8 protein-coding genes and 1 pseudogene are annotated in these 12,995 nt (G+C 74.0%); 1 reads left to right on the top strand and 8 read right to left on the bottom strand.

Annotated elements, in window-relative coordinates; genetic code table 11:
* Positions 1-190: 190 nt before the first annotated feature.
* A complete protein-coding gene (locus CCZ36_RS10175; protein WP_003969111.1) occupies positions 191-595 on the bottom strand; it encodes a globin in 405 nt (134 codons plus the stop codon).
* Positions 596-707: 112 nt separating this feature from the next.
* Here CCZ36_RS10175 and CCZ36_RS10170 point away from each other — a divergent pair, with 112 nt between their 5' ends.
* Positions 708-1,712: a methyltransferase domain-containing protein gene (locus CCZ36_RS10170; protein WP_128817497.1), complete on the top strand. Its 1,005-nt coding sequence runs from the start codon at positions 708-710 to the stop codon at positions 1,710-1,712.
* Positions 1,713-1,734: 22 nt separating this feature from the next.
* Here CCZ36_RS10170 and CCZ36_RS10165 read toward each other — a convergent pair.
* The 7 genes and pseudogenes from CCZ36_RS10165 to CCZ36_RS10135 form a co-directional block, all read right to left on the bottom strand.
* A pseudogene (locus tag CCZ36_RS10165) lies at positions 1,735-3,164 on the bottom strand (FHA domain-containing protein).
* Between the two features lie 85 nt (positions 3,165-3,249).
* Positions 3,250-4,611 (bottom strand): vWA domain-containing protein, encoded by a 1,362-nt coding sequence (locus CCZ36_RS10160; RefSeq protein ID WP_069740661.1) that lies wholly within the window; start codon positions 4,609-4,611, stop codon positions 3,250-3,252.
* 19 nt (positions 4,612-4,630) lie between these two features.
* Entirely contained in the window at positions 4,631-6,121 is a 1,491-nt protein-coding gene (locus tag CCZ36_RS10155; RefSeq protein ID WP_128817496.1) for a PP2C family protein-serine/threonine phosphatase, read from the bottom strand.
* A gap of 2 nt (positions 6,122-6,123) precedes the next feature.
* Positions 6,124-9,012, bottom strand: coding sequence for a tetratricopeptide repeat protein (locus CCZ36_RS10150; protein WP_128817495.1), 2,889 nt, complete (start codon positions 9,010-9,012; stop codon positions 6,124-6,126).
* Complete coding sequence (locus CCZ36_RS10145) at positions 9,009-10,361, bottom strand: hypothetical protein (RefSeq protein ID WP_128817494.1); 1,353 nt, start codon at positions 10,359-10,361, stop codon at positions 9,009-9,011. Before CCZ36_RS10145 ends, CCZ36_RS10150 begins: the two co-directional genes overlap by 4 nt.
* A 131-nt stretch (positions 10,362-10,492) precedes the next feature.
* On the bottom strand, positions 10,493-11,527 hold the full coding sequence (locus CCZ36_RS10140; protein ID WP_128817493.1) for a glutamate ABC transporter substrate-binding protein: 1,035 nt from the start codon (positions 11,525-11,527) through the stop codon (positions 10,493-10,495).
* 11 nt (positions 11,528-11,538) lie between these two features.
* On the bottom strand, positions 11,539-12,924 hold the full coding sequence (locus CCZ36_RS10135; RefSeq protein WP_069738228.1) for a hypothetical protein: 1,386 nt from the start codon (positions 12,922-12,924) through the stop codon (positions 11,539-11,541).
* Between the last annotated feature and the right edge of the window lie 71 nt (positions 12,925-12,995).

Raw genomic sequence — 12,995 nt, 5'->3', positions numbered from 1 at the left:
AGCCCCGGAAACACCGCATGCGCACGCCCCCCGACGTACAGGTGATGCTTTCAGAGGCACCGGGGTTTCGGTAACCGCTTACAGGCGCACCTTGATGCGATCGTGATCGTTATCCGGAGGTGGAGCGTCGAATTCCGGTGACACCCGGTCACGGATCGTTCACGCCGGCTCGCCTCGCCGGTTCGCGTTGTCAGTCCGCGGTGTTGACCATGGAAGCGGCGGCGTACGTCAGGTAGTCCCACAGCTGCCGCTCGTGCTCGGGCGCGAGCCCCAGCTCGTCCAGCGCGACCCGCATGTGGGCGAGCCAGGCGTCATGGGCCGCGCGGTCCACCCGGAACGGCGCGTGGCGCATCCGCAGCCGCGGGTGGCCCCGGTGGTCGCTGTAGGTGCGCGGGCCGCCCCAGTACTGCATCAGGAAGAGTGCGAACCGCTCCTCGGCCGGACCCAGATCCTCCTCCGGATACATCGGCCGCAGCAGTTCGTCGCCCGCCACGCCCTCGTAGAAGCGGTGGACCAGGCGCCGGAAGGTCGCCTCGCCGCCGACCTGCTCGTAGAAGGTCTGCTCCTGAAGCGTGTCGCGCGGAATCTCAGTCACCCGTCCATGGTCGCAGACGCACCGGCCGAGGTCAGCGGTCCTAGGACCATCGTCCGGTATCCCGCCGCACGCCCCCCTGGCCCCCTCGGCCCCGGCGCAGGACAGTGGAGACATGGGTGCACACCGGCAGAGCCTGTCCCCGTCCGCCCCTGACGCCGAGGCCGACGCGGCGCGGGACGCCCTCGTGCGGGAGATCGTCGCGCGGGGCGGACTCACCGATCCCGCCTGGCGGACCGCCTTCGCCGAGGTGCCCCGCCATCTGTTCGTGCCGTTCTTCTACGTGCACGGAATCGGGGGCTACGAACGGCTCGGAGCCGAGGACGCGGACCCCGGCCGGCGCTCACGCTGGCTGCACGGGGTGTACGCGGACGGGGCGCTGGCCACCCACCTCAAGGACGGCGAACTCGTCTCCTCCTCCAGCCAGCCGTCCCTGATGGCGCTGATGCTCGACGCCCTCGACGTACGGGACGGCCACACGGTCCTGGAGATCGGCACCGGCCCCGGCTACAACGCGGCCCTCCTCGCCCACCGGCTCGGCGACCCCGCCGTGACCAGCGTCGACCTGGACCCGGAGATCACCGCGTCGGCCCGCGACCACCTCGCCGCGGCCGGATACCACCCGACGGTGATCACCGGCGACGGGGCCCTGGGCTGCCCGGAGCGCGCTCCGTACGACCGGATCATCGCGACCTGCACCCTGCCCTCCGTACCGCGTAGCTGGCCGGAACAGTGCCGTCCGGGGGCGCTGATCCTCGCGCCGCTCGCCACCGGACTGGTCCTGCTGGAGGTCCGCGCGACCGCGCACGGCCCGCGCGCCGAGGGGCACTTCCTGCACACCCCGGCCTACTTCGTGCCCCTGCGGGGGGCACTGCCGCCGGCCGAGGGGCTGCCGCACCTCGGCGGACTGCCGCGCCGGCTGGCGGGCGAGGACCTGTTCCGGTTCCTCCTGACGCTGACCGCGGGCACCCTCGATCCGCACGAGGCCCTCTCCCTCTGGGAGCGGGAGGGTCGCCCGCAGCGGGAGAGGTACGGCATCACGGTCGGCCGGGGCCGGCAGTGGGCCTGGCTCGACGACCCGCAGGGCCCGTACACCTGGCCGCTCGCCCCCGGCCGGTGAGCGGCCAGGTGTACGGGCGGCCTCAGTCCCGGCGGACCGTGATCGTCGTCCACGCCCCGACGTGCACCTGGTCGCCGTCCTGGAGCGGCACGGGCACGTAGGGCTGGATCGGCTCCTCGGCGCCGTTCAGCGTGGTGCCGTTGGTGGAGTTCTGGTCGACGACCGCCCAGCCGCCGTCCGGCTGCTGCACCAGCACCGCGTGCTGGTGCGAGACGCCCGGGTCCTCCGGGGGCACCGACAGATCGACGTCGGGGGACTCGCCGGTGCTCTGCCGGCGGCGCCCGATGGTGACCTGGCTGCCGGTGAGCGGAAGGCGCTGCTCCGGGGAGTACGCGGGCAGGTTCAGCCCGGTCGCCTCGGGGCCGCTGCGCTGCATCATCGCGAGGAAGTACGCACGGTCCGGGGCGATCACGGCGGTCCAGGTGGCGGCCTGCTGCGGCCCGCCCTGGCCGGGCACGCCACCGTGCTGCGGGCCCTGGTCGTACCCCTGGTCCTGCCCGTGCTGCTGACCCTGGCCCTGGCCCGGGTGGCCCTGACCCGGCTGGCCCTGGTGGCCCGGCTGTCCCTGGTGGGGGCCCGGCTGCTGGAACTGCTGGGGAGGCTGCTGCGACTGCGCCTGGGAGGGCGGCGGCAGCATCCAGTCGTCCCCACCGCCGGTGTGCCCCGACGACTGCGGCGGCGCCGACTGCTGGTGCTGCTGCGGCGGGGCGAAGGGCGAGGCCTGCTGGGGCTCGAACGGCGACTGCTGGTGCTGCTGCGGCTCGAACGGCGAGCGCGTCGACGGCGGCCCCTGCTGCTGGAACGAGGACGGCGGAGGACCCTGCTGGAACGACTGCGGAGGACCACCCTGGCCGCCGTTCCCCTGCGGACCGCCGTTCTGCTGCGGGCCGTCCCGCTCGGGGGTGAGCGGCTCGGCGGGACGGTTCATCTGCGAGGGCCGCGAGCCCTGGTAGTCGAACGGGTCGCGCGGCTGGGGCGCGCCGGGCGGACCACCCTGCGCACCGGGACCACCGGGGCCACCGGGGCCGGGCCGGCCACCGGGACCACCTTGGCCACCGGGGCCGGGCTGACCACCGGGACCACCGGGGGCTGCGCCTGGAAGCCGGGCGGCAGGTTGAGTCCGGGCGGCGGGCCGCTGGGCGCGCTGTGCTGCGGGGCCAGCGGGGTGTAGGAGGTCGCCGTGTTGGTGAGGAAGTTCCAGCGGCACTCCTCGCAGAACGGCGCCATCGCCTCACGCGGCGTACGGCACTGCGGGCAGAGCTCCGCCTGCATGGTGGGCTGTCCGCCACCGGTGCCGGAACCCGGCTGCGGGTAGCCGTAACCGGGCGCGGGCGGCGGAGGAGGCGGCGGGGGCACCGCGCCCGCGGGCGCACCGCCGGTCGTCATGCGGTGTCCGCAGACCTCGCACCAGTCCTCGGAACCCGACTGGTGTCCGTTCGGGCAGGTCGGCATGTCGGCGCTTCCCCCTCTCCTCTTCCGGCCGCGGGGGCCGCATGCTGTCCGTCGCGGCGCCTTGACCGCGGGTGATCGTTCCGTGCTACTTCTTGACGCGAACGGTCTTGGTGGAGCGGGTTTCGAGGGTCATCTCGTCCGCTTCCGCGACCTTCGCCTTCAGTCGCACAGTACCTGTCGCGGCATCGACGACGTCGACCACCTTCGAAAGCAGTTTCGCAGTGTCCTGGTTCCCGGACGCCGACGCCAGCTGCACCGCACGGCCCAGCTTCGCCGTCGCGCCGTCGAAGTCGCCCGACTTGCGTGCGTCCAGTCCCTGCTGGATGACTTGTGCCAGTTCCGCCTGACCCGTGTAGTGCGCGACCTGCGGATTGATCGACGTCGACGCCACCATGTCGTCCGTCCACACGGCCCGTACGAGCCCCTGCGACAGCGTCTGCGGCGTGCCCGCGCCCGAGGGGCCGGGCAGGACCAGCGAGACCCGGGCCGCCAGCATCTCCTGGCCGATCCCGGCCTCCGGCACCACGACGCACACGTGGTAGTCGCGGGACTCGTCGCCCCAGGAACCGGTCGGGTAGTCCCCGGCCCGGGCGGTCGCCTCGGTGCGCCGGGCGGTCAGGTCGGCGACGGTGGGCGCGACCTGCTTCACGAACCGGATCTCCACGCCCACCGGGGTCCAGAGACGCAGCGCCACGTCCGCGACCTCCTTGCCCATGGCGTTCTCCATCATCCGCGTGAAGTCCGCGGCCAGGCCCGAGGGGTCGGCGACGATGTCGGCCGTGCCGAGGAGGGCGGCGGCTATGCCGGTGACCTCCTTCACCTCCCAGTCGGTGCCCACCCCGCGGGCGTCGCAGGTGAACCGGCCCGCGCAGGAGTCCAGGGCCGCCCGCAGGTCCTCGGGCGACTCGTGCTCGTTGCGGCCGTCGGTCAGCAGGATGCCGTGCCGGATGGAGACGTCGGCGGAGTTCAGCAGCCGGTCCGCCAGCCGCAGCCAGGTGCCGATCGCGGTGCCCCCGCCCGCGCTGAGTTTCCGCAGGGCGTCCTTGGCCTGCGCCTTCGTCCGCGCGTCGGCGACCGCGAGCCGCCCGTTGCCCGGGTAGACGTCCTTCGCCACATGCGTCCCGGCGACGACCGCGAACCGGGTCCCCTCGCGCAGGGTGTCGATCGCCGCGGCCGTCGCGTCACGTGCGTTGCGCATCTTCGTCGGCGGGTAGTCCATCGAGCCCGAACAGTCGACCATCAGCACCACGGCCGCGCCGGGCCCCTGCCCGGCACCGGGCGCGGGCGAGGGCGGCGCGTCCGCCAGCGGTATCCCGCCCGTGGTGCCGCCGCCGGTCGAGGTCACCGTGACGATCGCGTTGACCTCACGGCCGCCCTCGGGCAGGAACTCGTTCTGATACACCTCGACGGAGAACTGCGGCACACGCGACTTGGAGAAGTTGGCCATCTGGTCGGCTCCCTGAGGGTCAAACGGTTTCGCAGGCCGATCCTGCCCCTTGCGGCCGGACGGCGAACGGCAGAAGTGCCACTGTTACGTTGTCGTGGCCCCCGCCGTCGAGCGCGTGTCCGACGAGCACCTGGGCGCCGCGCAGCGGGTGTTCCTGGGCGTCGGCCGGGACCGCGGCGGCCATCTCCTCGGCCGACTCGGCGTAGTTCCACAGGCCGTCCGTGCACACGACCACCAGGCCCGGCCGGTCCGGCTTGAACGCGGCGGTGTGCGGCTCCAGTTCGTACGCGTCGGCGCCGAGCCAGCCCGTGATGGCGTGGGCACGCTCGTCCGCGTACGCCTCGGCCTCGTTCATCAGGCCGGCCGCCACCATCTGCGCGGCCCAGGAGTCGTCCTCGGTGAGCCGGGCGGTCGGCTGGGTCCGGTCCTGGGGCACCCAGTAGACCCGGCTGTCGCCGACCCAGCCGACGATCAGCAGCTCGCCCGCCATGACCGCGCCGACCAGGGTGCAGGCCGGGGCGTTCTGATGGCGGTGCGCGTCGTGCTCCATCGCCCCGGTCGGTTCCTGCGCCAGGGCGTTGACCGCCTCGGACGCGGCGACGATCGCCTCGTGCATCGCCTGCTGCGGATGCGTACCGCGCGCCAGGGACTCCAGCAGCGACTCGTTGGCGGCGTTCGCGGCGGCGGCCGACGCCTCGTCGGGGCGGCTCGCCGAGGAGACGCCGTCGCAGACGATCGCGACGACGGCGGGCGAACCGTCCGGCAGGGCGGTCGACGACACCGCGAAGGAGTCCTCGTTACGGTGGTGGCGCAGGCCCCGGTCGCTCACCGCGGCCACCGCGTCGAGCTCCTGCTCCATGTGGTCGCGCTCCCGGGGCTGGGCGTGCCCGCAGTTCTCGCAGTAGCCGTCGGGGTCCACCCGGCCGGAGCGGCAGGCCACACAGACCTTCCCCCCGGCGGCGGGAGCGGCGGGCGCGGCGGCGTGCTCCGCCGTACGGGGATCGGGCGCGGCGAGCGCGAAGTCGCCGGAGTGCTCGGCGGCGTCCGGGGCCGCCCGGTCGTCGTGGCGCACCGCGGCGGCCGAGGGCTCCGGCCCGCCGACGGGCTCCGGGCCGGGGCCGGGCCCGACCGACGCGCCCTGCCCGGCCGCCACACCCGGCTCCTGGGGCTGTTTCTGCACCTGCTCCCGTTCCTGTTCCGCCAGGGGCCTGCCGCCCGAGTCCGTTCCCGGCAGGTCCGACGGGCGGTGCACGGGCGCGGGCACGTCCGAGCTGTCGGTCTCCGGGGCGGCGGGCCACCGCACGGCCTCGGCCGTCCGCGCCGCCGGGGCGGCCGACGCCTCCGGGGAGCCCAAGGGCACGGTGATGGGCACCGTGGGCCGGTCACCGGGGCGCGCGGGCACTGCGGAGAGGTCGTAGCCGCACGCCCCGCAGAACAGATCGCCCGCAGCCGGCGGCTCCTCGCAGCCGGGGCACTTCGGCAGGGCGGGCTGCTGCTGGCTCTGTGACATCTTCACACCCACGTCCGGGGGCGGAAACGGTTGGCCCGCTCCACCAGTTCGATCCTCTCGTCGCCCCGCTGCGCGAGCCGGGCGAGCATCCGGTACGAGCGTTCCAGCCCGAACCGCAGTCCTCGCTCGGTCGGTTCGGCGCCGAGCAGCTTCCGTGCAACCGGCGGACCGGCGTCCGGTCCGCCCGGCCCCGGGACACCGGGACTACCGGAGAGTACCCAGTCCAGCGCCTTGCCCAATACCTCCGTCGACAACTGCTCGTGCCGCACCGGGTCCAGGCCGAAGGCGTCCAGCGCGGTCACCTGGGCCCCGGCGGCCGTCAGATCGGCCAGCAGCGGCTCCCGGTGGGAGCGTTCGCGCAGCCGTGCCCGAATGGCGGCGACCCGCGCCGCCGTGTAGTGGATCGAGGCCCCCGGCACCGACTCCAGGGTGCTCACCGCCGCCCCCCGCTCCCCGGCGGCGATCTGCACCCGGGCCAGGCCGAACGCGGCGCTGACGAACCCCGGATCGGTCGCCCACACCAGGCGGTAGTACTCGGCGGCGTTGTCCAACTGGCCCAGCACCTCCGCGCAGATACCGAGCGCCAGCTTGGGCGCCGTCTCCCCGGGGAACGCGTCGTAGACCGCGTCGAAGGAGAGCGCCGCCGTCTCGTGGTCACCGGTCACCAGCGAGGTGACGCCCCGATACCAGACGACCCGCCAGTCGTCCGCGTGTTCACCCTCCAGGGTGGTCAGCGCACGGGCGGCCGCATCCGCCTCCCGCATCTCCAGCCGGGCCCGCAGCTCCCGCAGCCGGGTCTCCAGCGAGGGGGCGGGGACCGTGTGCAGGGCGGTGATCAGCTCGGCCGGGGCGGAGGCCATCAGACCCGCGAGGAAGCCGGCGTTCGGGTCCAGCGCGTCGACCCGGGGGACCGGCAGCGCCAACGCGGTGGCCGGGGCGTCGAACGGGGCGAGCCGGACACCCCCGCCGGGGCCGTACGGTCCGGCCGGGGCGGTCTGGACGTACGGTCCGGCCGCCGCGCCGGTGGCATACGGGCCGGTCGCAGGCCCCGAGGCCTGGTCGGGCGGCCGGGGCGCCGGAACGGAGGTGTGCGCCGGGGGAGCGTACGGGAGCGGAGCCCCGCCGCCCGGCGCGGAGCCCCGGACATGGGTCGGCGGCGTGGCCAGCGGAGCGGCCCCCGCCGCACCCGGCGCGTGACCGCCCGCCGGGCCGGGCGGCTGGGCGCCCACCGGCAGCGCCCCCGCCACCGCCGACGTCACGGCCCCCGGCGCGACCGCAGCCGTACCGCCGCCGGGCTGCCCGCCGTGGGGCTGCCCCGCGCCGCCCTGCGCGGGAACGCCGGCGGTCCGGCCACCGCGGCCCTTCCGGCGGCCCGGCGGCCCGCTTCGTCCGGAGCCGGTGTCCCGGCCGCCCAGCTGCGAGACGTCGTCCGTCTGCGGGGCGAACAACTCCGTGTCGACCACGCGCAGTTCCGCGCCGAACAGCGTCGACAGGGCCGGGCGCGGCCGGCCGGTCTGGAGCGCCACGACCTCCCGCAGCACCCCCGTCAGCTGCTCGGCCATCTCCGCGGCGGAGGCGAAACGGCGGGCCGGGTCCGGGTCGGTGGCCCGTACCAGCAGCCGGTAGAACGACTCGTAGGTGCGGAACACCTCGATGGTGTCCGGGTCCGGCAGCGAGTCCACGAAGACGTTCGTGTACCCCTGGAAGTCGAAGGTGAGGACCGCCAGCGTCCGGGCCACCGTGTACAGATCGGAGGCGACCGAGGGGCCCAGCTCCGCGACCTCGGGGGCCTGGTAGCCGACCGTGCCGTAGATGGCGGACTCGTCGTCGTCCATCCGGCGCACCGCGCCCATGTCGATCAGCTTGAGCTGGTCCTCGGTCTGGATCGCGTTGTCGACCTTGAAGTCGCAGTAGAGCAGATTGCGGCTGTGCAGATGACCGAGCGCCTCCAGCGCCTCGATCCCGTACGCGCAGGCCTGCTCCACCGGCAGCGGGTCGCGCTTGCCGGCCGGGGTGCGGCGCTCGTTGGCGATCTCCTTGAGCGCCTTGCCGCCGACGTACTCCATGACGATGTAGCCGTCGAGGGAGCCGGTGCGCTGGTCGAGGTGTTCGACGAAGTTGTAGATCCGCACGATGTTGGAGTGCTCGATCTCGGCGAGGAAGCGGCGCTCGGAGATCGCGGCGGCCATCGCGTCCTGGTCGCCGGTGTCCAGCAGCCCCTTGAGGACCACCCAGCGGTCGGAGACGGCCCGGTCCACCGCGAGATACACCCAGCCGAGTCCGCCGTGCGCCAGACAGCCCACGACCTCGTACTGGCCGTGCACGATGTCGCCGCCGGTCAGCTTCGGCACGAAGGAGTACGGGTGGCCGCACTTGGTGCAGAACCCCTCGGTGCGGCCCGGCCGCTCGCCGCGCGAGCGGCCCACCGGCGCCCCGCAGTCCGAACGGGAGCAGAACCGCTTGCGCTCGGGCACCTCCGCCCGCTCCATCACCGCCGTACGCGGATCGGGCCGGGGGACGTCCGGCACCTCCACCAGGCCGACGCCCAGCCTCCCGCGGGCCGAGGCCGCGGACGTCGAGCCGGAGGAACGCACCGAGACCGAACGGGAGGTGGAGGCCCCGGACAGCGACCGCGACAGCCGGCCGGAGACCGAACGGCGCGAGGTCGACGAACGGGACGACGACCGGGCGGAGGCACGGGAGCCGGAACGCTGCGAGGAGCTGTCCCGGCCGCTCGCCCGGCCGCCCCCGGCGATCCCGGTCGGCGGCGAGGAGACCATGCCCGTCGGCGAGACGACCGGGGCCAGACCGCAGGTGTCGCAGTACAGCTCACCGCCGCCCATGTCCTCGTAGTCGCCCTCGCACGCGGGGCGCTGGCACTGCGTACTCATCGTGACTCCCCCTGTCCGCCCGCGCCCCGCCCGTCCTGCGGTGCGTCGGGCCGGTGCGGCTGCAACAACTCCGCGACCGCGTGCTGGTAGCGCAGGACGGCCTGCTCGGCGACCCGCAGATCGCACGGCGCGCTCCACAGCATGCGGCGCGCCGCGTCGTACCGCTCGATCAGCAGCGGATCCTCCGCCAGGCCGTGCCGGGCCACCTTCGCCTTGTACGCGTCGAGCCGGCCGCGCAGCTCCGCGCGGACCGCCAGCGGCGCGGTCACCGAGGTCAACGACTCACGTGCGCGCAGCAGTTCGTCCTCGGCCTCCTGCTCCAGGGACTCCAGCAGCGGCGAGAGCCGGTGCCACTGGGCGTGCCTGCGGTGTTCCGACGCGGCCGCCAGACGCTCCTGGAGAGCGGTCGGCGGACCGCTGACCGCGGGCACCTCGGAGGCGGCGATCTTCGCCAGCACCTCGCCGCGCGCCGCCCGCGCCTCCGTCAGCGTGCGGTCGGCCCGCGAGAGCACGTCCCGCAGCCGCACCAGGCGCGCCTCCGCGTCCTGCCGGACCGCGAGCACCGCCTCGATCTCGCGCCGTACGTCCTCCAGGGCGCGGGCGGCCCGGTCGTAGCGCGAGGTGTCGGGGCGGCCGCCGCCGGGCGCGGCGCTGCCGGGACCCGGCAGCCAGAACGCCAGCGGGTCCGAGATCACCTGCACCCGCAGCGTCGTCAGCTCCTCGGTGATCTCCGCCAGGTCGTCACCGGCCGGATGCTCACCGGGCCGTACCCCCACCGAGTGCGCCAGCGAACGCGTGCGGTGCAGCTCGGCCGCGAGCAGGTCGATCCGGGCGGGCAGTGCCGACCAGACGGAGTCGGCGGCGACGACCATGTCCAGTGACCTGGCGTACAGCTCGTTCATCCGGGCGACCAGCTCCTGGAGCGAGAACCGCTCGGAGAGCCGGGCCGGACCCGCGGCCGAAGGCGGGGGCACCGCACCCGTGTTGGCGACCGTGACCGACTCGCCGCGCAGCAGCTCGGTCAGCGCGGTGAGGTCGTCCCGGTTCGGATGGCGGCGGCGCGCACGGATCTCGCGGGCCTCGGACAGCGCCCCCGCGTACGCGTCGAAGTACCCCCACAGGAGGGTGATCGACTGCTCGGTGGCGGCCCAGCGCTCCCGGGTGACGCCGGTCAGCTCGGCGCCCTCCAGCAGTCGGCGCCCGGCATGGTCCTGGAGCGCGAGGAGCGAGGTCTCGATGGCCTCGTGCTCCGCCCCGAGCCGGGCCAGCGCACGGTCCGCCTCCTCCCGGTCCATGACCGGTCCGGAGGACCTCCCCGTGTAGCCGGGAAAGGAGCCCGCGACGCCCATCGATCACCTCTCCGCTCTCCCCGCCGGGCCGGTGGGCCCGGCGGGATCGGTCTGCTTCGGTCTGCTCCGGTCCGCTCGTTCCGTTCCGTACGCCGCTGTGGTGCACGGTGCCGCGGCGCGGACGCCACGGGTCAGTCGGTGCGGTATTTGGGGGCGGGCGGTGCGGTGATCCCGGGGAGGCCGGTCGCCAGCCACTTCTCGTAGGACCGCATCCAGGCGCTTTCCTTGCCACCCGCCCGGTAGTCGACGAGGACCTTGTTGACCCGGGCCACCAGATCGTCGGAGCCCTTCTTCGTCGCGACGCCGTAGTACTCCGTGGTGAACGGATCCTCTCCCTTGAGCTCCACCGCCGGGTCCTGGGCCGCCTGCCCGGCCGCCAGGGCGTTGTCCGTGACGACCGCGTCGACCTCGCCCAGCTGGAGCCGCACCAGGCAGTCCAGCTGGTTGGGCACGGTCAGCAGATCCGGGTCGCGCTCGGTGCCGTCGAAATCGTCCTTGTAGAGCGCCCCGAAGGACTTCTTCTCCAGTGCCTCGTACGCCGTGGAGCCCTCGGCCGAGCAGACCCGCCTGCCCTTCAGCGAGGAGTCGTAGCCGGTGATCGGCGACTTCTTCGGAGCGAGCACCTGCTGCCCCGCCTGGAAGTAGGCGGTGGAGAAGGAGACCTGCTCCAGCCGCTTGCAGTTGATCGTCATCGTCCGCACGACGACGTCGACCCGGTCGTTCTCCAGGGCGGCGATGCGCTGGTTGGTGGGGATGGCGCGGAAGATCACCGCGTCCGGGTCGCCCAGGAGGTCGTCGGCGATGGCCCGCACCAGATCGATGTCGAACCCCTCCAGGTCCCCGCTCTCCGGATTGCGGTAGCCCCAGCGGAAGCTGTTCTGGTCGACGCCCGCGATGAGCTTGCCGCGCTCCTTGATCCGGTCGATGTTCGGCCCGCCGTCGCCGGACGCGGGCAGGCTCGCCTCCGGCTCGGTGCACGCCTCGGCCCGGGCCCGGTCGGCCGTCGCCACCCCGCCCGACGTGCCCGCCCCGGCCGGTCCGACGCTGTGGTGGGCCAGCGGCAGCAGGGTGACCGCCGCGGTGACCGCGCACGCCACCGCCATCCCCGTGACACCGCCCCAGCCGCGCAGGCCGCCGCGCCCGGGCCGGTCCTTCGACCTGCTCATCGCTGCCCCTCTCACCGGTACTCCGAGAGCCTGCGGTTGACCCCGACGATCACGGCGACGGCCCCCAGCACCGCCAGGACCGCGGCCCCGGTCGGCAGGCCCCGCAGGGCCCCGCGCCCGTCCTTCGCCGCCGAGGTGAACTCGCCCTGCTCATGGGCGAGCGCCTTCTCCAGCGCGGCGTCCACCTGCTGGAAGGACTGCCCGGTGGACTTCTCCGTCCCGATGATCTGCTCCAGCGCGCCGTCGTAGTCGCCCCGGTCGTCCGTGGCCCGGGCCTCGCGGTGCCGCACCTGCCACTGCGTCACGCCGTCCGCCGCTTCGGCCACCGGAGCGCTCCCGCCGGCGTCGTCCGCGAGCCGCCCGGCCTTCTTCAGCTGAGCCTTCAGCGCCGCCATCCCCGAGCTGTAGTCCGCCTCGTACTGGTCGGCGGAGCCGTCGGGCGTGAGCACCGCGCCCCGCGCCACCAGGGTGAGGTTCTCGTTGGCGCGCGCCTTCAGGGAGTTGATCCGGGCGTCGTTGAGCACATCCAGCGACTCCTGGCCGTGCACCATCGCCGACCGCAGTTCCGCGCGGGCCACCGTGTGCCCCACGGCCAGCCAGAGCACCACCACCGAGGCAGCGGCCGTCGCCGCCAGCAGCCCGGGGTTCAGCACCCGGTTCGTCCGGCGGTAGGTGCGCCGTTGCATCCACCCCAGCGCGCCCAGCACGATGATCCCGGCGCCGATCGACCACAGCGGCCACTGCCGGGCCTCGGCGGAGTCGCTCTCCAGCCGGCCCGTCTCCGCCGCGTACAGCCGCTCGGCGGCGGGGAGCATCTCGCCCGCCATCTTCTGGTTCGCGTACCGGAGATAGGCGCCGCCCAGCGGCAGGCCCTGGCGGTTGTTGGCGCGGGCGCGCTCGATCAGACCCGTGTAGACCGGGAGCAGCTTGTTGAGGGTGGCTATCTCACGGCTGGACGCACTGGCGGAGTCGGTGCTCCCCGACGCCTTCACCAGCAGCCGGGCCGCCTGCTCGATGTCCTTCCGATACTGCTCCTGCACCGCCTCGGGCTCCTGCGCCCCCGCGAGGAATCCACCGGCCGCTGTCGTGTCCGCGTCCGCCAGGAAGCGGTAGATGTCCGCAGCGTCGGCGCTGAGCGGCTGGCTGCGGCTGACCACGTCGTCGGCCGAGGAGGCCCGCTGCGCTATCTCCAGCGTCGTCACCGCGCCGAACGCCACGACCAGCAGGGCCAGAACGGCCCCGATGACCTGGAGCCGGCCGGGCTCGGTCGTCGCCACGGCACGGAGGCGCCGTGCCTGCGTGGTCCACGTGGTGCGCTGCGCGGGCACGCCGACGTGCCCGGACACCGGGTCCGGCGTACGCGACGTCTGCGAGCCGCCGCTCGGCGGGTGTGTCACTCGACCTCCCCCTCGGTCACTGACAGTTGGGTCCCCGTCCCGTCCCCGTCATCAGTCCCCGCATTCGATCA

Origin of the sequence: Streptomyces sp. S063, from assembly GCF_002832675.1 — a bacterium.
GTDB classification, from domain to species: domain Bacteria; phylum Actinomycetota; class Actinomycetes; order Streptomycetales; family Streptomycetaceae; genus Streptomyces; species Streptomyces sindenensis.
This window is presented reverse-complemented; position numbering and strand designations above follow the sequence as displayed.

Coding starts and splice junctions, on each gene's coding strand:
- CCZ36_RS10160 (WP_069740661.1), bottom strand. CDS start 4,611: ATGGCCAACTTCTCCAAGTCGCGTGTGCCGCAGTTCTCCGTCGAGGTG.
- CCZ36_RS10170 (WP_128817497.1), top strand. CDS start 708: ATGGGTGCACACCGGCAGAGCCTGTCCCCGTCCGCCCCTGACGCCGAG.
- CCZ36_RS10155 (WP_128817496.1), bottom strand. CDS start 6,121: ATGTCACAGAGCCAGCAGCAGCCCGCCCTGCCGAAGTGCCCCGGCTGC.
- CCZ36_RS10140 (WP_128817493.1), bottom strand. CDS start 11,527: ATGAGCAGGTCGAAGGACCGGCCCGGGCGCGGCGGCCTGCGCGGCTGG.
- CCZ36_RS10145 (WP_128817494.1), bottom strand. CDS start 10,361: ATGGGCGTCGCGGGCTCCTTTCCCGGCTACACGGGGAGGTCCTCCGGA.
- CCZ36_RS10150 (WP_128817495.1), bottom strand. CDS start 9,012: ATGAGTACGCAGTGCCAGCGCCCCGCGTGCGAGGGCGACTACGAGGAC.